20 protein-coding genes and 1 tRNA gene are annotated in these 22,820 nt (G+C 48.1%); 5 read left to right on the top strand and 16 right to left on the bottom strand.

What is annotated here, in order from left to right; genetic code table 11:
- Positions 1-35: 35 nt before the first annotated feature.
- Positions 36-611, bottom strand: coding sequence for a DJ-1/PfpI family protein (locus V8L73_RS04250; RefSeq protein ID WP_261831315.1), 576 nt, complete (start codon positions 609-611; stop codon positions 36-38).
- Between the two features lie 174 nt (positions 612-785).
- Between V8L73_RS04250 and V8L73_RS04245 the strand changes: the two genes are divergently transcribed.
- Both V8L73_RS04245 and V8L73_RS04240 read left to right on the top strand, forming a co-directional pair.
- Positions 786-870, top strand: a tRNA-Leu gene (locus V8L73_RS04245).
- A gap of 133 nt (positions 871-1,003) precedes the next feature.
- Positions 1,004-1,603 carry an START domain-containing protein gene (locus V8L73_RS04240; protein ID WP_347254201.1) on the top strand — a complete coding sequence of 200 codons (600 nt, stop codon included), beginning with the start codon at positions 1,004-1,006 and terminating at the stop codon, positions 1,601-1,603.
- A 60-nt stretch (positions 1,604-1,663) separates the two neighbouring features.
- Here the strand turns inward: V8L73_RS04240 and V8L73_RS04235 are convergent, their stop codons facing one another.
- Together V8L73_RS04235 and V8L73_RS04230 are read right to left on the bottom strand one after the other, a co-directional pair.
- On the bottom strand, positions 1,664-2,368 hold the full coding sequence (locus tag V8L73_RS04235; RefSeq protein ID WP_347254200.1) for a DJ-1/PfpI family protein: 705 nt from the start codon (positions 2,366-2,368) through the stop codon (positions 1,664-1,666).
- Positions 2,369-2,541: 173 nt separating this feature from the next.
- Positions 2,542-2,994 (bottom strand): hypothetical protein, encoded by a 453-nt coding sequence (locus V8L73_RS04230; RefSeq protein WP_347254199.1) that lies wholly within the window; start codon positions 2,992-2,994, stop codon positions 2,542-2,544.
- Between the two features lie 742 nt (positions 2,995-3,736).
- Here V8L73_RS04230 and V8L73_RS04225 point away from each other — a divergent pair.
- Positions 3,737-4,546: a winged helix-turn-helix domain-containing protein gene (locus V8L73_RS04225; protein ID WP_347254198.1), complete on the top strand. Its 810-nt coding sequence runs from the start codon at positions 3,737-3,739 to the stop codon at positions 4,544-4,546.
- A gap of 25 nt (positions 4,547-4,571) precedes the next feature.
- Here the strand turns inward: V8L73_RS04225 and V8L73_RS19825 are convergent, their stop codons facing one another.
- Positions 4,572-4,742 (bottom strand): IS1/IS1595 family N-terminal zinc-binding domain-containing protein, encoded by a 171-nt coding sequence (locus tag V8L73_RS19825; protein ID WP_420864707.1) that lies wholly within the window; start codon positions 4,740-4,742, stop codon positions 4,572-4,574.
- Between the two features lie 1,341 nt (positions 4,743-6,083).
- On the opposite strand from V8L73_RS19825, the gene V8L73_RS04220 reads away from it, so the two are divergent.
- Both V8L73_RS04220 and V8L73_RS04215 read left to right on the top strand, forming a co-directional pair.
- Positions 6,084-6,983: a LysR family transcriptional regulator gene (locus tag V8L73_RS04220; protein ID WP_347254197.1), complete on the top strand. Its 900-nt coding sequence runs from the start codon at positions 6,084-6,086 to the stop codon at positions 6,981-6,983.
- Between the two features lie 115 nt (positions 6,984-7,098).
- The gene (locus V8L73_RS04215; RefSeq protein ID WP_347254196.1) at positions 7,099-7,671 is read left to right on the top strand and encodes a periplasmic heavy metal sensor; all 573 of its coding nucleotides are present in this window, start codon (positions 7,099-7,101) and stop codon (positions 7,669-7,671) included.
- A gap of 96 nt (positions 7,672-7,767) precedes the next feature.
- Here V8L73_RS04215 and V8L73_RS04210 read toward each other — a convergent pair whose 3' ends face one another.
- The 12 genes from V8L73_RS04210 to V8L73_RS04155 form a co-directional block, all read right to left on the bottom strand.
- Positions 7,768-8,361 carry a hypothetical protein gene (locus V8L73_RS04210; protein WP_347254195.1) on the bottom strand — a complete coding sequence of 198 codons (594 nt, stop codon included), beginning with the start codon at positions 8,359-8,361 and terminating at the stop codon, positions 7,768-7,770.
- Between the two features lie 146 nt (positions 8,362-8,507).
- The gene (locus tag V8L73_RS04205; protein ID WP_347254784.1) at positions 8,508-8,729 is read right to left on the bottom strand and encodes a helix-turn-helix transcriptional regulator; all 222 of its coding nucleotides are present in this window, start codon (positions 8,727-8,729) and stop codon (positions 8,508-8,510) included.
- Entirely contained in the window at positions 8,729-9,187 is a 459-nt protein-coding gene (locus V8L73_RS04200) for a hypothetical protein (protein WP_347254194.1), read from the bottom strand. The genes V8L73_RS04205 and V8L73_RS04200 overlap by 1 nt, the downstream gene beginning before the upstream one ends.
- Positions 9,188-9,213: 26 nt before the next feature.
- Entirely contained in the window at positions 9,214-9,315 is a 102-nt protein-coding gene (locus V8L73_RS04195; RefSeq protein WP_347254783.1) for a hypothetical protein, read from the bottom strand.
- Positions 9,281-9,598 (bottom strand): hypothetical protein, encoded by a 318-nt coding sequence (locus tag V8L73_RS04190; RefSeq protein WP_347254851.1) that lies wholly within the window; start codon positions 9,596-9,598, stop codon positions 9,281-9,283. The genes V8L73_RS04195 and V8L73_RS04190 overlap by 35 nt, the downstream gene beginning before the upstream one ends.
- Positions 9,599-12,043 (bottom strand): hypothetical protein, encoded by a 2,445-nt coding sequence (locus V8L73_RS04185; protein ID WP_347254193.1) that lies wholly within the window; start codon positions 12,041-12,043, stop codon positions 9,599-9,601.
- Positions 12,044-12,402: 359 nt separating this feature from the next.
- Positions 12,403-12,792, bottom strand: coding sequence for an aspartate 1-decarboxylase (gene panD / locus V8L73_RS04180; protein ID WP_347254192.1), 390 nt, complete (start codon positions 12,790-12,792; stop codon positions 12,403-12,405).
- A gap of 69 nt (positions 12,793-12,861) precedes the next feature.
- A complete protein-coding gene (gene panB, locus V8L73_RS04175) occupies positions 12,862-13,704 on the bottom strand; it encodes a 3-methyl-2-oxobutanoate hydroxymethyltransferase (RefSeq protein WP_347254191.1) in 843 nt (280 codons plus the stop codon).
- Positions 13,701-14,558, bottom strand: a complete 858-nt coding sequence (locus tag V8L73_RS04170; protein ID WP_347254190.1) for a Rossmann-like and DUF2520 domain-containing protein — start codon at positions 14,556-14,558, stop codon at positions 13,701-13,703. Before V8L73_RS04170 ends, panB begins: the two co-directional genes overlap by 4 nt.
- A 520-nt stretch (positions 14,559-15,078) precedes the next feature.
- Positions 15,079-18,003: an autotransporter outer membrane beta-barrel domain-containing protein gene (locus V8L73_RS04165; protein ID WP_347254189.1), complete on the bottom strand. Its 2,925-nt coding sequence runs from the start codon at positions 18,001-18,003 to the stop codon at positions 15,079-15,081.
- 816 nt (positions 18,004-18,819) lie between these two features.
- On the bottom strand, positions 18,820-21,273 hold the full coding sequence (locus tag V8L73_RS04160; protein WP_347254188.1) for a trimethylamine-N-oxide reductase 2: 2,454 nt from the start codon (positions 21,271-21,273) through the stop codon (positions 18,820-18,822).
- 27 nt (positions 21,274-21,300) lie between these two features.
- A complete protein-coding gene (locus V8L73_RS04155; RefSeq protein WP_347254187.1) occupies positions 21,301-22,395 on the bottom strand; it encodes a NapC/NirT family cytochrome c in 1,095 nt (364 codons plus the stop codon).
- Positions 22,396-22,820 lie beyond the last annotated feature (425 nt).

Raw genomic sequence — 22,820 nt, 5'->3', positions numbered from 1 at the left:
CTCCCCAAAAGAGGCGACCGGCGATTCGTTTGGGCTTATTTGGAATTCAGCAGGGCTAAAAACTTCGCCATCCACTGAGGATGCGCAGGCCAGGCGGGCGCAGTCACCAGGTTGCCGTCAACGTGCGCCTGATCGATACCGATATCGGCATATTCACCGCCGCTTAGGCGAACTTCCGGCGCGCAGGCCGGGTAAGCGCTACAGGTACGCCCTTTCAGAATACCGGCAGCGGCCAGCAGCTGAGGCCCGTGGCACACGGCGGCGATCGGCTTACCCGCTTTGTCGAACGCCTTCACGATATCGATAACCTCTTGATTAAGGCGAAGGTATTCAGGGGCACGACCGCCAGGGATCACCAGCGCATCGTAGTCCTGCGCCTTGACGGCGGAAAAGTCAGCGTTCAGCGTAAAACGGTGGCCCGGCTTTTCGCTGTAGGTCTGCGCGCCGTCAAAGTCGTGGATAGCCGTCTGAATATAGTCACCCTTGGCCTTGCCGGGGCACACCGCGTCAACCTGATGCCCCACCGTCAGCAGCGTCTGGAACGGCACCATGGTTTCATAGTCTTCGGCGTAGTCGCCGACCAGCATTAAAATACGTTTTGGCGTTGTCATTGCGACTCCTTTTAGATGAATTGATTTACTGCCTAACTAATAGTACACGGCGATAAAAATTCTGCCGCTGCCCCGGTGGTTATTTTCATATCAGTTAAGCGTTTTTTTGCGGAATAGCCCTTGCGTCGCCTCCAAGTGAAGGTATAATGCCGAGGTTTTCCGTATCCCTCCCATGCCTGAGTGGCGAAATCGGTAGACGCAGTTGATTCAAAATCAACCGCCTTCGGGTGTGCCGGTTCGAGTCCGGCCTCAGGCACCATATCTATGGAAGTGGATACAGCAAGAGACGTCGATTGACGTCTTTTTTTGTGTCTGAAATCCGCGTTCCAAGCTTTTTCATTCAACTTAGGTATACTCACGGCAATAAGGAATACGCTGCGAAAGGAATAACCATGAGATACCGTACTATCGCGTTTCTGCTGCTGTTTATCAGCTCAGCCTGCCACGCAGAGAGCTGGCAGCTTGAGGTCGATAAAGAGGGTATTCAGGTATTTTTATCTACCCCTAAGGGCTCTTCGTTCAAGGCCTATCGCGCAGAAACGACCATCAAGGCCCAGCCGCAGGCCATTGCCAACATGCTGACGGACATGTCCCTTTCGTGTCGATTAATGTACGGCTGTAAGCAGGCGCGGCTGCTTAAGCAGGAAGGCTACGACTATTGGGGATACTCACAGATTAAAGCGACGTGGCCGGTATCCGATCGGGACCTTTCCATCCACAGCCACGCTGAGCAAGGTAAAAACGGCACAATTACTATTACGATGTCCGCGCTGCCGCAAAATGTGCCCGCCGTTAAAGACCATATTCGCATCACCAAGCTCGACGGCTTCTGGAAATTTATTCCCGTTGACGCCCAAACTACTAAGGTCATTTATCAGGTCGCGGCGGAACCCGGCGGCGATGTCCCTGCCTGGCTCGCCAACAAATTTGTTGTCGATGGACCGTTTAAGACGCTAAAAGCCTTCAGGCAGCACGCGGAGGAAATGGAATAGCCGGCACCGCTCTGATAAAGCGCCTATTGGCGGCGCCTCGGATAGTTCAGGGCTAAAGGGCTAATCCACCCTAAACGGGTCCCTGCTGCTGTCCCTGTTCCACTCATACTCTATTTTATACGCTGCTTCTTCTGCAGCTTTAAGCCCGTGTACGTCAGCGATAAATCCTATCGACATATCCGTTCCGGCGGAAACGCCCGACGACGTATAGTATTTGCCATCAATAACCCATCTGGCGTTCTTCTGCCAAAGCACCTTTTCGTTGGTTTTAATCACGTTCGCGTACGCCAATTTATTCGTCGTTGCTTTGCGCCCGTCAAGCAGCCCGGTTTTACCAAGCAGCATTGAACCCGTGCACACGGTAAGTACATATTGGGAGGATTCGGCCAGCGTTTTTACCAGCCCGATAAAAGCAGGATCGTTAACAAGCGCTCTGGCGCCGGTCCCTCCTGGTAAAAGTAAAATTTCATAATGCTTAATGGCGGAAACCGGCTCGGTGAGAACGGAAGTATTACCATTACCCGTGATTACGCCGCCATTCATTGAATAGTATCCAATGTCGTAATAGTCTGAGCGGCTTAGCGCTTCGGCCGGGCCAAATGCATCGAGTATTTCAAAGCCGTCATACAGCAGGACGTTCACATGCCTCAGCTTTTGGCTTTCCGGCTTGCCGACTTCTGAGTACATATGTTCACCTCCCATCGCGACACCGTTGAACGTCCAAGCCAACGTAAACAGCACTACGGACAAAAAACCTTTTTTCATAAAACCTCCGTCGCCTATTTTTATTCCCTAGCGGAAGAGAGTTATCTTCACTTATGTGCCTTCAGGTTTACCTCTCGTCATTAACCAATTCTTGCCTATGCTCAAAATCACATTATGTACAATAGCGATAGGCCTCTAGGCTTATCCATTAGGATAACGTTTTCTTATAACACTCATTTTTCGACATAACAATAAAACAAAGGCGTTGCAACAAAGCTAATTATGTAGCTATCACTGCTGTTTTTCTTGATATTGAAGTTCAATGATTCGTTTTGCTTAAGAAAAAAACGCGGAAAATGATTAATTAGCACTTCATCAGAAGCATTATCGAGAGGAAGCCGATAAACGCGGCGGTTAGTCAAACGATACTCACTATTATGCGCGATATAATCAAAACTTATCTGCCTACTGATAACGCTCTTCGCTCCATTATCATTGGCCTCACCGTTGATCGTAAGAACGCCTTCATTATCATCATGAAAAATAAAACGATAATAAGCAGAAATTTTAAAGTTCCCATGAACAAGCGTATGTCGAGAGAGGCAGCTAATGCTTTCGGCACCGTAAGAACTTACGGTAAAAAATAGAGATACAGTTATTAACAATTGGATAATAATTTTTTTCATTTTTAAAATCACAGTAAGTGACCACCAAATATACTATCGTTAAGGTCCTATGGAACTAAAGATCCCTAACAGGTAGCCGTATGAAAGTGAAAAATGAGACTGCACATCATCCATGGAAGAAATAACTCGTTTTAAAAAAAGTAGCTTTCACACGCATACCACTAAGAAATCTATTTTTATTTAAATAATAAGCACGTTTACTACACCCTCCCCCATCAAAAATGAACAAACATCAAAAGGATATAGTTTCAACAAAAAACAATTCAACCTCAAAGAGGAAATCACAAATAAAAACCACAAATTGATAGTAATACAGCCACAATGTTACTCAAACACCATTACCGCCTTAAAATGATTCTATTCGTAACAAAATATTTATATATCATCATAGGTAATTGGATGAAATTTTTTCAAAACTTTAATTATTTCCATGTTAACAAAATAGCATCGCTATCGATAAATTATTTTTAAAACAAACAAAAACAACAATAAAATCATAAATATAAGTAACAAATCAAAAGCTTAATCTATTACTAATTAACCAATTTATTTTCTATAACCAATAATTAGGAATAGAAGCAAATAAAACACAAGCAACTATAGCAATCATCTCACATATTGGGTGATTTTACCCTGCCGGCTTTTCTAAGCTTATTTACTACAAATTATTAAAATAAATTATTCTATTTATAAAAGCATAGTGATATTATTTAATAAATAAAAACCGCCATAAGGTAAACATATGAAAGAATTCATTATTGATAAGGAAATAATTTTCACACCACACGATAGGCTATTGCGCTCCATTAAGACAACAAAAAAAACACACATCCATAACAACAGCGCCCGTTGCCTGGAGCTGCTATTAGAAAAACATGGCCAAATAGTATTACAATCTGAATTAATGATTGTAGGCTGGGGTGAAGATGCACTAAAGACGATAACAAATGCAACCTATTATCAATGTTTTGTTAATCTGAGAAAGAGCCTTAAAGGCCTGGGGTATAATAAAGAGCTAATTGTTACCATAAGGCAAAAAGGGATCCGTATCCCTCAATATATAGATATTGAAACAAAAATAGCCATAAACTCAGAGCTAATGGGGGAGGAAAAAGAAGAAAACCCTAACGCAGAAGCCTTTGACAAAGAAGAATTAACCGTACTCGATAAAACCAAAGGCAGCAATGAATTAGCCATAAAAAAGGCCCAATTTTCTTTTAAGAAAGGAGCAGCCCTCTTCTCTATAGCCGCTTTACTGATAGCCTATCCGCTTTACCACTCTTATGAGTCCACTCATAAAAACAAACCGCTAATAGGCGGATTTAGCAATGTAAAAGAATATCCCCCCTGCTTCTACTTTAACAAAAACAATAAAGATAATGCCTTTGCTTATGACTTCGCTATAGAAAACCATTATTCCTGCAAAGGTAATAACGAATATTATATTTCATATTTTTCCACAGCGCCAAGAATCTCTATTTTCTCATGTAACGCTAAAAACAAAATAGAGTGTGACTCAACAACTTATATTATCGAAAAAGCAAAGGGATGAACCGATGTCAACACTCTAATTCACTTTAGCTATAACTTTTGAATTTGCACCCAGGATATATATATTCACCTTGGAAAGTTATACCACAAGTTAAACATCTATAACGTCTTAGTTTCGCTCTACTATAGCCGTGCTTACGGACATTCCGGCTTGTACAATATGGACAATGGGGCCTTTTCTCAATGATAGCATTCATACTTATCCACCCAATTAAAAAGTAAAAACATGATATGTGGCTTGAAATAGGCTATGGCATTAAGGAAGAATAACATTTATACCTCTCCCGATATTATTAGTTAACTTTAAATATAAAACCATAGATCCCCCTCAAAAAACACACTTCTTAGATACTACTTTAATGAATTAGCATACAATTACATTAGCGATTTATAAAAAACAATAAAAACAACAATTAAATCAATAAAATAAATAATAAATAAAAACAAAAATCAGATATCCTAAGCCATCTGATTCAAGCACGATAACTAGAAATAAAACTATATATGCTATGACTGCTCCCCCTCAACTCAATAAGTCAACAAATCATAGCCTGCTATGGCTTACGCCCTACACGTCATTAATAAAAATTCAACACATTGCCCCATTAAATGCAACAGACCTAAAAAATAATAATAGTCAAATGGGTATGAATATCAGATATCAAATAGAATAAGGACCAACACGCTAAATAAGCAGCACCGCCATTTTATAATATAAAAAACGACATATGAGCCATATAAATAACACAGTGCCGACTATCATGCTTATGTCGCATTACGCATTTGTAAATAGAGGAAAACGTTGGCAGATATACGGTAGGTTCAACCGCGATAAAAAATGGATTAAACAGAAACGTTTTCCATTCATCCTAAATAAGAAAATAGCCGCCTAGAGCGGCGGCTTAAAGCTCCCGAGGGAAAGCTCAACCAATTCCCGCCATTTTATTCTGACCCGGCTCAAGGATAGCCAGCCTTCCCCCATCACCGAAAAGATTATTCAGCTGATTCGGGAGAAAGGTGCGGCGATGTTTTAGGCTCGCCTACGGGCGGCTTCACCGGCCACTTAATGAGGCTCACCGCATGGTTATAGCCATTCCCAGTCACCTTACATTCACTACCGGAATAAATATAACGAGACTGGAAGGTCTTTTTACACGAAGTGCAAAAAAAGCGTTCGATGTGCGCTTTGGATTGCCCATGTTTACGCACAAAGCGCCGATCTCCACAAAAATAACAGCAAGGATTTACTGCCATGATTTACCCTTTTATATATCTTTCTACACATCCAGCACGCAATCAAGAATGCAATTAATCGCGTCTACGTATTCCCAATGAAATCTCAAAACTGCATTTTGTTCTCAGCGTCGCCTGCTGGACTGTTATCTTCAACGATGAAAACGATCCCGACTATTGAAGATGACTTTCTACTCCGACTCAATCGAATCAAAAAGAGAGTGTTCCTCTAAAATTTGGATGAACCGCCCTCTGCTATCCTTATATACTTACGTCAAACGCATCCGGACTACCGCGAGCCACCTATGAATGAGAGCTTTGACTATAATTTAATCAAATACTTAGTCGCTATCGTAGACACCCGCAGCATGGTCAAGGCTTCAGAAGTGTTGGATACCGCGCCTGCGGCGGTCAGCTACGCCGTATCCAAATTAAGAAAGCACTACAACGATCCGCTGTTTGTCAGGTCAAGAGACGGCGTCAAGCCGACGACTCTGGCGATGAATCTGTATGAGGTTTTCAACCCGATAAACAAGTCGATTCATGAGAAAATTGTCACGCAGCACGGCGCCGTTGCGCCATTATTCAACTGCCCTCTGATAAAAATAAGAACCAACTCAATTGTGGAATATTGGTTAACTCATCATGCGATGAAAAACCACATCGTTCCGGATAAATGCATTTTTGAGTTTGCCAAATACTCAAGCAGCCTGGATGAACGAATAAACTCGCTGCGCACTCAGGAAATTGACATCGACATAGGCACCTCGATGCCTGCGGACAGGAACATTGTCAGCACGCCGCTGTTCAAGTTTGATCTGACGTTAATCTGCCGTGTCGACCATCCACGAATAAATGACACGATCTCACTGGAGCAGTTTTCTAAGGAAAGCTACGTCAGCAGAGCCTTTCAGGAGAATGCAAACCTGATCTCGGGAATGGAAGACGTGCTGGACGCCAGAATCACCCCGCCTTGGATAAAAAGCGAATCGTTTATTAATCTTATCCTGAATATTATTGATAACGACCTGCTCATGTTTTTCCCCAAGTTCTTTGCTCCTCTCATTACAAAAAGCTTTCCGCTAAAAGAGGTCCACTGCGACTTTATCAAAAAGAAAGATCTCTATTTCTATGCCTATATGCATAAGAAAAGAGGTAAAGAATCTGTTATGTCCGACATACTGGACTTAATAAGAGAGAAATAGTCATTCCCAAAGCAAAGCAAGCTTCGCTTTTATCTAAAGAAAGTAGCCCGCAGCATAAACCCTCGGTATAGTATTTCCACATCAATATCTCCCACCTCAACGAGAAGGAATTTCAATGAAACTCAAGAAAACGGCCATTGCGGCCCTGCTTTCCCTCACCGCGATTGGGTTCGGCGTAACCGCCGCGCCGCACGACCACGCCGCCATGGGGCACGGACAGCCGGCCCAGACCGAAGCGCCCGCGCCGTCTTCAGACGCCCAGCCGATGCCGGGCGGCCACGGTATGCACGGTAAAGATGGCGGAATGATGTGCGCTGGCAAGGGTATGATGGGCGGCAACCAAGGCATGATGGGCAACCTGTCGCCGGAACAGCAGGCGCTGCTGAAAAAGGCCCACGACGACTTCCGCACCGCCACCGCGCCGCTGCGCCAAAAACTCACCTCCAAGGGCTACGAATACAAAGCCGCGTTGACCGCCGTCCCGCTGGACGAGCAGAAGCTGCTGGCGGTAAGTAAGGAAATCAGCGCCGTTCGCGCCGAGATCGAACAGCAGCGCGTTAATATGGACATCCTGCTGGCTAAGGCCGGTATTCCTATGATGGAGCACGGTATGCCGGGTGGAATGGGCATGGGCGGCATGGGAATGGGCATGCACGGCGATATGGGTAAGAAGGGCTGCTGTCGTTGATGGTTGGCCGCTGTGTGTAGATGATAGTAAAAAGCCGCAGCTTACTAATTTATTGCGGCTTTTTCGTTTTTCTAAACGGCAGCTTGTGCGCCTGCCTCATGTGCGGCCAGAGGACATCCGCTTTTCATATTCCGCTTCGGCAAACTCTATATAGAAAGAGACCTGAGCGTCATAATATTCATCAAAATCAAGCAATATATCCTTGAACCTTTCATCTGATTGAATATTTATAATGGTTCGCCAGCAGGCTAATGCAAAATCAGTTTCCCCAAGCTGAAGGAGTATGTCTCCGGTCGCCATTTCTCCGAACGTTATTTCGTCTTGGGATTTGATTATTTGGTATAGCCTGTCTTCAAACAGCGCCATAGACTTATCAACTTGCCCGTCATGAAACAGGCTTATTGCGCCACCCCAGTGTTTATCAAGCTTGTTAAAGTCTAATTTCCCATTTTCATCTAATAGGTTATCGCCAAGCAGCGAGTAGGTTTCCGCAAGCCGGCCTTTTTGCGACCATTCAAAGCTAACGCTATTTTTCTTTAAATACTCGGCGGCCGCCGTCAAACGACCGTGCTTGAGCTTTAGGTAATCCGTCCGTCCCAATTCTTTATCTAAGGCAGCGGCATTATCGCGCCACCATTGGTGCCACCAAATATCGCTCTTTCCCTCAATAATCTCTTTAAGCGTTTGCATTTTTTCACACGACATGGGCATCGTGGCCACCTCCTGATGCGGACCAACCTTCCTGATTGGCTAAAAGCTGCGTTGAAATAACGCATCTATACCCTACCCCTGATTATATCCCGCACCGCTACCAATGGCGATGCGGGAAATAAACGTTAGCGCACGTCTGGCTTAGGGTAACGGGAAGGCCAAATCACTTCAGGCGAGACGCCCAGCGCCTGGGCTATAAGCCGTTCGCCCTTGGGCCAGCGGCGCATAAGCGCATTGGCAAGCGTGGAAGACGCCAGCCCCGCGTCGCGTGAGACGGCGGCAAGCGAGGTGCCGCGCTTTTTTAGCCCGGCGATAACGTCGGCGGCGTGCCAGTCCTGTTGGTTCATCATAAGCCCTCGCTGGTAAACAGCAGGCCGTCGGCGGTGCATACCCGCAGCCAGCGCGGAGCCTTTAGCTCGGCGGCAAAATAGCCCACCAGCCCGAACAGCAGATCGCTCATGGGCTGTTCCGCCCATGACGGCAGCGCCCTGCCGGTTAACAGCTGCGCCAGCGTCAGGCAGTAGCCGCACAGCTGTTCTGAATCGGGCTCGAAGCGGGGTGGATTCGCGGGCGGCTCATCGACGATAAAGCGCTCGGCCAGATGTTCAGGGATCGGGTCGTTTAGCGTCGCCCGCAGCAGAGAGAGGCCGGTGAGCAATCGCCCGCCGAGCGCCAGCCGCAGCGCGGGGTCGTCGTTTTCGGTTAGGGCTTCGGCGAACTGCTCGCAGTAGTCGGCCAGCGTGGTGAAGTCGGTGTTGGGGGTGAGGGGGATGGTGAGTAATGGGTGGGGTTGAACTGTAGTCATGGGGATATGCCTTCACTAAGTGATATTTAAATACCACCACCGGAGAGGCTAATCTCGCGGGTGGCGGACTGGACGGGGTTAGCCTTACCGGCCTTAGTGAAAACCGGCGCACTTTGCAGCGCCCCCATCCAGCCCACCATAGAGAAGCGACAGTATATCGCTTCCATAGCTGAGCAGGCGACATAAAAACGCAAGCGCGTTATATATCGTCACTAAGGTTTTCAGGAGGCTAATCCCGACGCCTGATTTCTCGGGCGTGGCGTGACGATATCGTGCGTCTTTCTTGGTGGCAATGGGGATTGATTGAAGTGTGGGGATGGCTCGCAAAAGATCGAGTAATGCCCCACCAAAGAACATCACGCCATCTAATGACATGATATTATTTAGTGGTGTTTCCTCAATATTTATCAACTATTCTTTCTGTCTTTGGATAGCTTTTCTAACATTCTCAAAAGAAGAAGAATCATCTTTTTCTAGAGTTCCAGAAAAATTGAAATACGTAGGTTTGGATATCATTTTATGCCATGCAATTAATAAATAGCTCTTGAAGGCAATTGCTCTTTCATATCTATCCTCAATCTGAAATGACTCAATATTTCTTCTTATCGTATCACAAGTATTTTCATCAAATATCGGAGTATCAAACAACATAGCATCTAGATATGCAAAATCACTAATCCAACGTTTCAAATGATACAATCCTACAGATGTAATTCTGAATTTATCAGGCATTTCACCAATTAATCCCGTTTCATCTTCTTCAAAAGTAAATCGTTGAGAAGTTTCAATTAGCCGTTTATTTGTCGTTCTTCTTAACGAGTTTTCTATTTGCGAAGGAATAAAACCAAAAGACTGAAGCTCATTTAATATTGAAAAGGTAGTTTCAAATCCATCCCTATCTTTAGATTCATTTTGTTCAGCTAAAAAAGCCAGAAGAATAGGTATTAAAAAGTGCTCATTATTATCAGGTTGAGATATATCAAAAATATTCATAGCAATAGAACTTCGAGGATCAAAGTGGGCATAATCACCCAACAATGCCTGTTTAGAAAATTCATGAACAGGAATTATATATCGCCCCGTATCTTCATATGTTGAAATTATTTTATCTGCTTCCACATTAGGACTACCAATAAATCCCGTAATAAAACTTAATGCTTGCCTAATATTCCCTCCGGTAATATTCTCAAGAAATTCACCTAATGACTTATTGTCTCTTAACGAATTTAATAGAACACGGATAAACGTTGTTAAATTCCCAACATTAATTTTCACAAAATCTGCTTTTTCTAGTGGTATTTTTCCTTCAGACATTTCTAATGCAAATTGAAGTCTTTTCTCGACGACTAGATCAATTCTAGGGGGGGATATAGTGAATACTTTATGTGGATAAGCTGTTAAAGCACCAGATGCTTTCGACTTAAAAAATGTTTGAGGTCTGACAGAAACAAAAACCAATGAGTTCCAATTTTTAGCTAACTCTTGGGATATAATAAATGCGTCCTGTTGAGTATCAAAATCTCTCTGATCAGCATTATCAATACAAACTACAATCTGTTTTTTAGTAAGATTAGCCAAGTGTGCTATTGAGTTCTGGAGATGAGTATCCTTATTTGTTATTTTTTCTTGTAACATTTCCATTTGTTTTTCGTCATATTTTTCTCTATTACTTTCTCTTAATCCTCCCCATATACCACTAGAAAATCTCTGAATATCCTTTGCATATACTCCCTTTACAAATTTTCTCTCATTTACATCTGTACTATATTTTTCTAACAGTTGAGTTTCTATTTCATTTAATACGAAACTCTTTAAATTTGTAGATAGAGTAGCCTTAGAACCTAAATCAATATATATGTATATTGCATCTTTAAATTCTTCATATGCACTTGAATACATCAAGTTTTTTACAAATGAGGTTTTACCTACACCAACATCACCAATCAATACAATCGGTCGTTTTGATATTGACTCAGCAAAGATAGATGGATCTATTGATTGTGTATTCTTATCCTGTTTTACAGGGACAGCTAGCGGAGAGACTTCGGACTCACTAAATAGTGCTGCATAGCGAGCACGTAATAAATTTTTACTGAGAAGAGAATATTTAGATAGCACACCACTTTCACAATAACAGTTTTTATAAAATAACTCTTCTATCTCATCCCCTTCTAAAGCATCTTGTATTATAATATCGGATAATTGCCGAAGAGATGATTGCAGGTCAGTAGCATATCTTACTCTTGGATATTTCATCAAAAGTGAAGACATTTTTCTTGGCATACCAACTATATCAGATCCTAAATGTCTTATCAGTCGTTTTTCTTTCACCCCCTCAAAAGAAAGCATATTCCATGCTGTAAAGAAATTCTCATATAAATGCTGAAGTGAAGTAAAAACAAGTGCTTTACCTTCTAATGGAGACTGACCGTTCTGAGTACTGGCAATAAAAGCAATAAATTGATGACCATTGGAAACAACAGCAATTGGTGCCCCCCGCCTTGAACAATAATTTTGGGCTTGTTCAACAGCATATTTAAGTTCATTACCACCTGCGCATAGAGAAGGAATATCCATAATTAATTTTGATGATAACCCAGCAGGTATAGTAAACACTTGCCCTTCTCTTTTTGCTTCCCAAACTACTTGCCTTGGAATCCCCAATTCATAATCAGTAAATTTTCTATCTTCGCACTTTTCAACCTGTATAACATCCCTAGACCAATTCAAACAGTCAATAACAACCCTATCTAAAATATGAAAACGAGTTTGCGCCTCGTTTAGAATTAATTCATGATCTAAAAATTCATTAACTATTTGTTCTAATTCCCCTTGGCATTCAATAAATGTTTTCATATTAAGATCCCTATAAATATAACATTGAAATCAAAACTACTAATTTCTTAAGTATAGCAGTTCTATATCATAAAGTAAAAATACAATACCATATTAACTACCAGTAATTAATTAAAATAAAAAATTAAATACAAATCACACTCAAGCAACACATTAAAAACACAACCAACACAACACTAAAATTAATAATAAAAATATATTCAACCAACTCAAAACACCTAAAGAAATATAATAATTAAATACATCTCCATTTTATATTACCTTCTATTATCTTCATGGAAGCTGATATAAAAATAGAACAAGAGAATTCCACCCATACCATACGATGAGTGGATCAAAATGAAAACTAAGAAATCCCCCTACATATCCTCCAACCGCCCATGCCTCTCATACCTCGACACCCTCTGCACCGCATTCGCGTCATCAACAAACAGCACCGTCGGTCGATGGGCCTTCGCCTCTTCGGGGGTAAACTGCGCATAGCACATGATAATCACCTTATCGCCGACCTGCACGTGGCGGGCTGCGGCGCCGTTGAGGCAAATCATGCCGCTACCTCTTTCACCACAGATGGTGTAGGTCTCAAACCGGCTGCCGTTGTTGATATTGACGATCTGCACCTTCTCGTATTCGAGAATGCCCGCGGCGTCCAGCAGGTCCTGGTCAACGGTGATGCTGCCGACGTAGTCCAGCTCGGCCTGGACCACCGTGGCGCGGTGGATTTTGCTTTTCAGTAACGTTAATTCCATGGCTGTCTATGGCTCTTTAGTAAGAAAATAACGAGGCCCCAAAGGCCGGTAATCAATCGCGGAAGCAAGCTAGGCGCCAAACTCTTCGGTTAAGCTTTCCATCACCGCATCGTCTATTTCAAAGGTATGCTCAGGCCCGGGGAATACGCCGCGCCGCACCTCGTCGATATACTGGGCGATGCCGCCGTCCACGCTCTGCCGGACCTCGCCAAACCGCTTGGCGAACTTGGGCGCGACGCCGTCGTAAAGGCCCATCATGTCCTGACAGACCAGCACCTGACCGTCGCAGCGCGCACCGGCACCGATGCCGATCGTCGGGATGGTCAACAGGGACGAAATCAGCGCCGCCAGCGGTTCAGGCACGCATTCGAGCGTCAGCGCGAACGCACCCGCCTTTTCGACCGCCAGAGCGGAGCGGATGATCTTTCTGGCCGCCAGCTCGCTGCGCCCCTGGGCCTTAAAGCCGCCGAAGGCGTTGACGGACTGCGGCGTCAGCCCCAGATGCGCCATCACCGGGATCGACGCGCGAACAATCGCCGCAATCTGCGGGCAAACCTCTTCGCCGCCCTCAAGCTTCACGGCCTGCGCCCTTCCCTCTTTCACCAGGCGGCCCGCATTGGCGACCGCCTCTTCCACGCTGACCTGATAGGACATAAAGGGCATGTCGGTCACCACCAGCGCGCTTTTCGCGCCCCGTGCGACGGCCCGGCTGTGGTGGATCATGTCCTCCATCGTCACCGACAGCGTGTCCTCGTAGCCCAACATCACCATGCCCAGCGAGTCGCCGACCAGCAGCGCGTTAACGCCCGCGGCGTCCATCAACTTTGCCATCGAGTAGTCATAAGCGGTCAGCATGGTGATTTTTTCTTTTTTCTCTTTCTGCTGCTGCAGAGTGATAACCGTGTTCTTCATTTCTTCAGTTCAGCCTCAATGTGTGACGCAGTGTGAGAATAGTCTCGCTGCGGATGCTTCTCGCGCGCGACGTCCAACAGCTGCTTCGACAGCAGCAGGTAAATCTCGCGCAGCTCGCCGTCGCCGAGCGCCTCAAGGTGCTGGCGAATGGTGGCATCGTCCCCCCTTTCCAGCGGGCCGGTGAGCGCATCCTTCACGCCGACGCGGCAGACGTTTTCAGCGTTGCCCAAAAACAGCGAGTTCCACGCCTTGGTCGAGAAATCGTCATCAAACCCGCACTGGGAAAAAAGGTCGCTGCCGACTTTCGCCAACGCGATAACCAGATTGCTGACCGTGACACAGGCGGCGTGGTAGCGCGCCTTATTCGCTGCATCGATGACCGCGACACGGTTGCCCAAAGACTCCACCAGCCGCGTCATCTCGCCTAAACGCGCCTCATTCCCTTCAAGAGTGAAGCAAGCCGTCGCCAGCGCCTGTGCGGAATGCGTTTTATCGCTAATGGCCAACAGAGGATGCAGCGAATAGCCGTAAGCGCCAAGCGGCCGAGCGCCGTCGAAGACCTCAGACGACAGCGCGCCGCTGCAGTGGCAAACGATCTTGTCTTGCAGCGAATGCTGCGCGACCTCTCGCCAAACCGCCCCGATCTCGCCGTCCGGCACGGTAATAAACAGCGTATCGCACGCAACGATAAGCTCAGGCAGCGAATGAAAGCTTTCGCTTTGCGTAAAGCGCGCCGCAGCTTGAGCATCTTGAAACGAGCGGCTGTAGTAACCAGCGACGGATTTTCCCTTGGTGGTGAAGTAGCTCCCTAAGGCAAAGCCAACCTTTCCCGCGCCAATGAATCCAATATTCAAAGCGTGTCGCTCCAGATAGTAAACTTACGTTATTATGCGAAAGATACCGTGATTTCATTCGCCCCGATAGGCAAAACGAGCGAATAAAAACCACACATCTATAGCATCTTTATGTTGTTGAGGTAAACGATATAAAAACGGCGCTCACATGAAGCGCTGTTGTAGATTGATGACAAAGTAACTTAATTAGATTTGAGTCGATAACAATGTTAATCGGCGGGAGGGGTTTCCGTGGGGGTCGACTTGGCGTAAGCCAACGACAAATCAGCGTAAGCTGATTTGAACAGCGCTTGCGCTGGCCCTGAAAGGGTGAAGCCGAAGGCTTCATAACTGCCCGTAGGGAACCCAGGCCCGCCGCGCTCCCAAGCTAAATACAGGCGACCTTCCGGCCGAGTACGGTGGTGATATAAGTAAGTTATATTTTCGGCCGGAATATCCTCTGAAGCTAATTAAGATGGTTTTCCAGCAGTGAAACGGCGCTCAACAGAGCGCCGTTTCACTACACAACAAACAAAGCAGATCAGAACGAATACTTCACGCCCAGCATCGCAGAAGTATCGCTGTACCCGGCATCCCCCACCTGCTGGGCCACGTTGCCCCACAGGTTCAGGCGCTTGTTCCACTGCCCTTCCACGCCGACCTTCACTTCGCCGATATTTTTAGCGCCGCGCATTTCGTCCTTCACGCCCGCCATCTTCACGCTGTGGTTCTGGGTGTTGTGGATCCAGTTGGCCTCAACAAACGGCTGGAACTCGCGGTCCTTGCCTTCGTCCTGTGCGCTGTGGCCTTTCATATAGGCACGAACGCCAAGGCGCGTCAGCAGGTTGCCGTTGGTGTCATCGCTGACCTTGGTTCGCCCGCCGGCCGCGTCGCGCTGCTCATAGTGGTCTTTAGCGCGCACGTCCATCCAGACGACCTGCGCCTTCGGCTGGATCCAGTAGCTGTTAACCCCCTGTTCGCCAACCTTAAAGCTGTAGCCGCCTTCAACCGACGCCGTGACGCCGCGAGACTTATACTTCTCGGTCGCCCGGTCTTCGCCCATCACCTTGTTGTCGAACCAGTTATAGAGCACCCAGGAATCCAGATAGGCGCCGGTCTTGTCCGCTTCGTTGGCATACCAGGTGCCGTAAAGCCCCGCGCTGTAGCCCGTCACCTGTCCGCGAGAGTAGTGGGAAGTCACGCTGGAGACGGTCTTGCTGCGGTTGTTGCCGTAGCCCGCCATCGCGCCAAGGTGCCAGCGGTCAAGGCCGTCGGTGCTCCACTGCGCCAGATCGCCGCCCAGCTGAAGCACGTAGCGGTTGCTCTTGGTTTTGAGCTGGCTGCTGCTGTCCCTAAAGCGCGTATGCCCGCCGACGTTGCGCATCCACATGCTGGTGACCTTCTGCTCGCCGGTCAAAACGTCGGTATACTGCGTTTCACCCAGCCGATCGTGCAGGCGCGTCAGGAACATCGTATTGGCCGCGTAGTTGTTGGCCAGATAGCTGCCGAATTCCGGACGGTACTGGTTCTCTCCGCCAGGTGTAGGACCTTCCGGTTCTAGATCGGGATCCGGTTCAGGTTCTGGCTCAACGAGCGGGATCTTGCTGGTCAGATACCAGTTCTCGTTCGACGCGCCCTTCACCACGTCGTAGTCATAAGCGCCGGCCACGATGCGCGACTGCTTGACGAAGTCACCGATAGACTGCCCGCCGACTTCGACGATCTCAATGCCTTCAATCGTCTGGTCGCCCGTTCCGCCGACGTTCACGATGGACACCTTGGTGGTTCCCGCCGCTACGTCGCCGGTCACGATAAGCTTGTCGGTTAACGAATCGTCCGCGCCCAGCACGGTATTGAGCACCAGCACGCCGTTATTGCTCGTGTAGTCCCCCATAACGGTGAGCGTTTTAGGCGTAAACGTACCTCCTGCTACGGCTGACTCGTACGAAAGCGTCGCACCGCCGAGCGTCAGGCTGGAAATCACCGAGTCGCCCGTCATGTTCCAAACGCTTTGCGCGCCGTCGATGTTCAGATCGAGCGTTCCCGGCGTAGCGCCCAACGCGGTGGTGCCGGTAAACGACGAGCCGTCGGTCATACTGAGGTTAATCACCCCGCCGTTTTCCGACAGCATGTTGCCGAGAACGGTGAATTTTCCGGGAACGGTAGAGGTAATCTGCCCTTCGGACGCGTACAGCGCATAGCTGTCAACGCCCTGAGCGGTAACGTTTGCACCGTCTTTAAACTCAATAGCGCTGGATGCCCAATCGACGTACGCTGCATGAGCGCCTTCGCCAAGCGTTTTTATCGTCGCGTTTTTATCAACGACGATGGCGTTATTGGTCGCATTAGCCGCTCCGTGGGCATACAGCGCGTGAGAGCCGTCGCCTTCGGTTTCAACGACCGCATTTTCGCCCATAGTGACGCTGCTTTCCGGCGCAAAAACGTGAACGCCGTAAGACGCCGCGCCCGTTGTCTTAACGCTGCTGCCGTTGCCGATGACAATATCCGTACTGTAGGTCAGCGAGCTGCTCTGCGTTCCCGTAACGAAAATGCCGTGAGCACCGTCGCCGCCCGTCACAACGGCGGTTGCATCGCCAAACGTGACCGATGCATCGCGAGAGCGAGCATAGATGCCGTGAGCGGTATCGCCGCCGGTGGTGATGGTATTGGAATTCCCTAACGCGATAACGCCCGCGCTGGAAGTGATAGAAACGCCGTAGGCGCCTGAACCTGCGGTATCAATCGTGCCGTTGCTGCCTAACGTGACGGAACCGTTCGTCGCCGAGAAGTTGATGCCGTACGCCGTGTCGCCAGAGGTCTCCCACGCAAATCCGTCTTTCACATCCAGAGTCGCCCGGGTTCCCGATACGTGGGCCGCGTTGGCGTTGTTGCCGTGAGTTTTGATCGTGCTGCCGTTGCCGATGGTTACCTGAGAGTCGGTGCCCGACGTATAGATACCGTATGACCGCAGCCCCATCGTCTCAACGCTGAGCCCGTCGCCGACGTGGATCTGGCTAGTAAGGTTGGTTCTCAGGCCGTGAGCGCCTTCTTTCAGGAAGGGGATGGTGCCGGCAAATTCCGTGACCAACGTAGCGTTATTGCCGATATAAAGAATGGTGCCGCCGTTCATATTGACCGCGTCAGACGACAGCCCACCGGTAGTAATCGACAGATTGTCGCCAACCCTGATTGTGCCGGCGGCCGTATTATTTGACGGATTGGTTCGAATGCCGTCCGCTTCGTCGCCAGAGGTTTTAACCGTAAAGTTATTACCTACCGTCGTTACAGAGGCGGGGTTGTTGCTATTCACATAAATGCCAAAGTGGTGACCCGCGAAGGTTGGAACGGGCGAACCGGTTGTCGTCACGCTGTATCCATCGCCGACCGTTTCCCCCACGTAAACGGTGCCGCGATCTATTGCAAAACTTTGGGAAGAATAAAGTACAGATAAAACAAATGTTGTCATTAGGGTCAAACGTAGCCTGCTTGACCTTCCATTAATATCACTTCCATTAGACAGCAGATGATTTCTCATATTTCGCCCACTCCTTAGGGCCAAAAGCAACACAAACAGAGAAATTAGATGGTTATATAACAACGCTTATGAGAATCCATAAAAAGCCAAAAGCGTGTTGTGAGATAATAATTACACGATCGACGCAATCGATCAACTGGTAAAAAACAATAGAGTTTATCTATCAAAAACAACATGTTCGATCGGTCAAAAAACTTAACTATTTAATTCATACACTTGTCACAGTCACTAAAGAAACGACACACATTTATAAAGAGTAATCCATTGAAATATAATTCATATAAATCAATTGATTAAAACTTTATGGTCAATAAAAAAGAAGATAAAAAAGATTTGAGTATCAAATTTATTCTGGATAAAAACGAATTATTCAGAATAAAATTCCTATTGTTAACCGGATGGCACAAACATTTAGGTCAATAAACTAAAATGAAAATAGCTTAAGAAAGGGTGTTTAAAGAAATAATTAATAATCAAAGCCGACAAATAATCACGCACATCAATCTTCGATAAACTAAATCATTTCAACAAAACAACTTATTTAATATAAATAAGGAAGTAAATAAACCCCATTAGATCAACAAAAATACAACAAATAAACGCTTTGGATTTTAATGAAAATAAAACCGATAGGTTATTTATCAGCTATCCGTACAATTATTGTTTTGAACAAAATAAAGCCTTTACGCACGGACAAAAAAAGGCCCCTGAAATCAGGGGCCTTATTCAACGTTTTATAGAACAGGATCAGGCTGCGGCCGGTTCCCCTTTAGGAGGATCGAAGGCCGTCAGCGGCAGCGCCGGGCCGGTATATTTCTCTATAGAAACCAGCGCGGTGTTGCCAGAGCAGCCGTTGGCCAGCTGAGAGGACGGGATATCGTCGGTCAGCACGTTTGCGCCGCCGTTCTTACAAATCCCGGTCGCCGGGTCCAGATCCGGCCATCCGCCTTCGTGAATGCAGACGACGCCCTGCTTGATGCCGTCGGTAACTACTGCGCCCACCAGCACCTGGCCGCGCTCGTTATACGCGCGCACCAGGTCGCCGTTAGCGATACCGCGCGCCTTGGCGTCTTCCGGGTGGATCGTAATCGGCTCACGATCGGCCACGGCGTATAGCTCACGCAGCTTGGCGTAGTTAAGCTGGCTGTGCAGACGGTGAGCCGCGTGCGCGGTCAGCAGCTGCAGCTGCCCTTCTTTCGCCGATCCTTTCCACTCTTTAGGCTCAAGCCAGGTCGGATGCGCAGGGCAATCCTTATAGCCGAAGCCTTCGATGGTCTTGGAGTAGATTTCAATCTTGCCGCTCGGCGTGCCCAGCGGGTTCATTACCGGATCGGCTCGGAACTCGGCGTAGCGCACGAACTTATCGTTCTTGTCGCTCTTACGCATTTCAATCAGCTTGTTTTCCTGCCAGAACTGATTGAACATCGGCATCGCCACGCGCTGCGCGCGCGCGCCTTTCTGCGCCGCGTCATAGAACTCTTTCAGCCAGTCCATCTCCTCTTTGCCTTCGGTATACACCTTACGGCCGCCCGGCTTAAGCAGTTCGGACATGTCGGCAAACACGTCAAAGTCGTTGCGCGACTCGTACATTGGAGGAACGACCTGCTTCATCGGCACCAGGTGCTGATTGCTGTAGTCGCCGGTCATGGTCAGGTCGTTACGCTCAAACGAGGTAGTGATGGGCAGCACGATGTCCGCATGCTTGGCCGCCGCCGTCCAGTAGCATTCGGAAATGACGATCATCTCCGGCTTTTGCCAGGCCTTGATCAGGCGGTTGGTGTCCTGATGGTGGGTAAAGTTCGCACCGCCGGCCCACCAAATCATCTTGATGTCGGGGAAGGTGATTTCATGGCCGTTGTGCTGAATTTTAGAACCCGGCTTTTCCAACGCTTCGACGATGCGCGCCAGCGGGAAGCTGGCGACCGCTTCAGAAGCCGCCCAGTCGTTACCGGCGGAAGAGAGCCCGGAAACGGAGGACGAAATCGCCGGCAGAACGCCGCCGACGCGGGTCGGGTTGCCGCCGTTGGAGTAGTGGTAGGAGAAGCCGAAGCCGCCGCCTTCCGTACCAATCTGGCCAAGCATCGCCGCCAGCGTCACCAGCATCCAGTGCTTCTGCTCGCCGTACTGCTGGCGCTGAATGCCCCAGCCGGCCATGATCATGGTGCGGTTCTTGCTAAAAATATCCGCCAACAGTTCGAGCTGCTCGGCCGGCACGCCGCAGATCTCAGCCGCCCAGGCCGCCGTCTTCGGCGTCTTATCGGTTTTGCCCAGCAGGTACTCTTCGAACTTGTCGTAGCCGGTGGTGTATTTCTCCAGAAACGCCTTGTCGTGCATCGACTTGGTGACCAGCGTGTGGGCAATGCCCAACATCATCGCTACGTCGGTCCCCATGTTCGGCGCGATCCACTGCGCGTTGTCGCCGAAGAACTCAACGGTTTCCGAACGCATCGGATCGATGGCGATCACCTTCTTGCCGGAACTCTTGAGCTGGTTAAAGAACTCAATGCCCTGCTCGTCGGTGCTGGTCCACGCAATTTTCAGCGTGTTGAGCGGGTTTGCGCCCCACAGCACTACAACCTGAGAGTGATCCATAATCATCGGGTAGGTGGTCTGCTGCTCATAAACCTCAACGGAGCCCACCACGTGCGGCATGATGACCTGCGCCGCGCCCGTGGAGTAGTCGCCCATGTGGCCTGAATAGCCGCCAGCCAGGCTCATATAGCGCTGAAGCAGCGTTTGCGCCTTGTGAAGCACGCCGCTGGAGCGCCAGCCGTAGGAACCGGCGAATACGGAAGAGGGGCCATACGCCTTACGGATGCGCATGTGCTGTTCGTGAATGAGCTTATAGGCTTCATCCCAAGAGACGCGGACAAACTCGTCGCTGCCGCGCTTGCCGTCCGGCGCGGTTGGGTTCGCCAGAAAGCCCTTGCGCACCATCGGGTACTTAACGCGCGCTTTGGTATAAAGCTGATCGGCGGCGGTGGTTTGCAGGCTGTTCGGCACGGTCTTGGCCAACGCGCCTTTGGAAGAAACCACTTTTCCGTCCTTCACCTCAACGTACATCGCGCCCCAGCGGCCTGCGGTCAGTACGGTCCCCGCAGGGGCTTCGGCCCATGCGGGAAGTGGAATTGCTGAGGATATCGCCATAGCCCCAGCCGTGACTCCTGCACCTTTAATAAAACCTCGACGTGTTACGTTCATAGGTCGTCCTCTTTTTATTATTAAAAATTACTGCTTCATGTCCTTCGCGTTGTACTGGAAGTATCGGGTCAAAATGTCCAGATTCTGTGGCGTAATGTCCGTCCGGTCCCCCATACCTTTGGCTACGGCAGGCCAGGCGTTGACGGTATAGTGTTTGGATGAAATCTTGGCGTGGCAGCCGGAGCAGTAAACGGTATCCAGATTTTCCGCATAGTCCCACAGCGCCTTTCTGTCGGCCAATACCGGCTCGGTAATCGTCCCCGCCAGGCTGACCGGGCGCCACTCGTTGTCGTAGTCGTCCTTAACGTAGTCGCCCTGCACCTTAAGCGCCGCCTGCCCTGCTTCGCTTAAGCTTGCGAGGATCAGGCGCTGGCCTTTTTCCAGATAGATAACCTGCTCTGCGCCCTTCATTTGAGAGCCCGCCAGCTCGACTTCGCACGTCGCCCCCTCAGCCTTCGTCACCTTCAGCGCGGTAGCCGGATACACGGTCGCCAGGTCGCCCATTTTGACGGGCGTCACCGGATAGACCACTTTTGCGTCGGCAGCGGTCTGCTTGGCGGCGCTCATCACTTCGTCCAGCGCCTTGTCGTCCATTTTGATTTCCGGCGGGAAGTGGGCGACGCCCTTATGGCAGTCGATGCAGGTCTGCTTCTCTTTAATGCCGAGGTTATGCATCTTCTGCGCGTCCTGACTTTGCGAGGCAAGATCCATAGCGTCAAAGGTGTGGCAGGAGCGGCAGGTGGCGGAGTCGTTCGCCTTTAGCTGGTCCCAAACGGTCTGGGCCATCGCCAGACGATGCTCTTCATAAAGCTCCGGCGTGTCGATTTTTTTACTGACGAACTGGTGGTAGACGTCTTTGCTGGCCTTCATCTTGGCGATGAAGAAGTCGAGAGGCGCTTGAGGAATATGACAGTCGGAACACTCCGCGCGAATGCCTTTCTGATTTTTGAAGTGGACAGAGCCCTGATACTCCTCGTACGGCGCCTGCATGGTGTGGCAGGAGAGGCAGAAGCTGGTTTCTGACGTTTTGTGCAGCATATAAGAACTGCCGCCAAATCCGAACGCACCTATCACAATTCCCAGAACAATGCCCCAAAAGAGCTTAGACTTCCTGATAGCCATAGTAAAAATAACCTTCTATGTTAATAATCAACGCTTTTCTAATAAGGCTTAGCGCCTCGTTATATATATAAATACACAGCCAGCTTTAGGAAATTACCCGGATATCGTTATATAAAAAAACACATAATGAATTATCCAAACGGCTAGTTTCCTTAATTACAGTTAGCGGCGTAACAATAATCACCATTAAAGTTCACCGCTTCATTTAAATATAAAATCACGATACTCCTATAGGGGTATCTTATCTTTTATTTCAGCGCCTGTCATAATTAACGTTATTTATTGTATTTTCATATTTTTTAATAAACCCGATCGTCAATTAAAATAAAATACAATAAATTCAATCAATTAATCAACTACCTCTTGGGTTCTATTTTTATACTTAGGTCTCAATAATTTAATCAAAAAAGACAAAACCAATCCTG

It is taken from the genome of Leminorella grimontii, from assembly GCF_039789245.1.
Taxonomy (GTDB): Bacteria; Pseudomonadota; Gammaproteobacteria; order Enterobacterales; family Enterobacteriaceae; genus Leminorella; species Leminorella grimontii.
This window is presented reverse-complemented; position numbering and strand designations above follow the sequence as displayed.

Excerpts from the sequence above, each read along its gene's own strand:
- V8L73_RS04250 (WP_261831315.1), bottom strand. The coding sequence starts at position 611 with ATGACAACGCCAAAACGTATTTTAATGCTGGTCGGCGACTACGCCGAA.
- V8L73_RS04240 (WP_347254201.1), top strand. The coding sequence starts at position 1,004 with ATGAGATACCGTACTATCGCGTTTCTGCTGCTGTTTATCAGCTCAGCC.
- V8L73_RS04235 (WP_347254200.1), bottom strand. The coding sequence starts at position 2,368 with ATGAAAAAAGGTTTTTTGTCCGTAGTGCTGTTTACGTTGGCTTGGACG.
- V8L73_RS04230 (WP_347254199.1), bottom strand. The coding sequence starts at position 2,994 with ATGAAAAAAATTATTATCCAATTGTTAATAACTGTATCTCTATTTTTT.
- V8L73_RS04225 (WP_347254198.1), top strand. The coding sequence starts at position 3,737 with ATGAAAGAATTCATTATTGATAAGGAAATAATTTTCACACCACACGAT.
- V8L73_RS19825 (WP_420864707.1), bottom strand. The coding sequence starts at position 4,742 with ATGAATGCTATCATTGAGAAAAGGCCCCATTGTCCATATTGTACAAGC.
- V8L73_RS04220 (WP_347254197.1), top strand. The coding sequence starts at position 6,084 with ATGAATGAGAGCTTTGACTATAATTTAATCAAATACTTAGTCGCTATC.
- V8L73_RS04215 (WP_347254196.1), top strand. The coding sequence starts at position 7,099 with ATGAAACTCAAGAAAACGGCCATTGCGGCCCTGCTTTCCCTCACCGCG.
- V8L73_RS04210 (WP_347254195.1), bottom strand. The coding sequence starts at position 8,361 with ATGCAAACGCTTAAAGAGATTATTGAGGGAAAGAGCGATATTTGGTGG.
- V8L73_RS04205 (WP_347254784.1), bottom strand. The coding sequence starts at position 8,729 with ATGAACCAACAGGACTGGCACGCCGCCGACGTTATCGCCGGGCTAAAA.
- V8L73_RS04200 (WP_347254194.1), bottom strand. The coding sequence starts at position 9,187 with ATGACTACAGTTCAACCCCACCCATTACTCACCATCCCCCTCACCCCC.
- V8L73_RS04195 (WP_347254783.1), bottom strand. The coding sequence starts at position 9,315 with ATGGGGGCGCTGCAAAGTGCGCCGGTTTTCACTAAGGCCGGTAAGGCT.
- V8L73_RS04185 (WP_347254193.1), bottom strand. The coding sequence starts at position 12,043 with ATGAAAACATTTATTGAATGCCAAGGGGAATTAGAACAAATAGTTAAT.
- panD (WP_347254192.1), bottom strand. The coding sequence starts at position 12,792 with ATGGAATTAACGTTACTGAAAAGCAAAATCCACCGCGCCACGGTGGTC.
- panB (WP_347254191.1), bottom strand. The coding sequence starts at position 13,704 with ATGAAGAACACGGTTATCACTCTGCAGCAGCAGAAAGAGAAAAAAGAA.
- V8L73_RS04165 (WP_347254189.1), bottom strand. The coding sequence starts at position 18,003 with ATGACAACATTTGTTTTATCTGTACTTTATTCTTCCCAAAGTTTTGCA.
- V8L73_RS04160 (WP_347254188.1), bottom strand. The coding sequence starts at position 21,273 with ATGAACGTAACACGTCGAGGTTTTATTAAAGGTGCAGGAGTCACGGCT.
- V8L73_RS04155 (WP_347254187.1), bottom strand. The coding sequence starts at position 22,395 with ATGGCTATCAGGAAGTCTAAGCTCTTTTGGGGCATTGTTCTGGGAATT.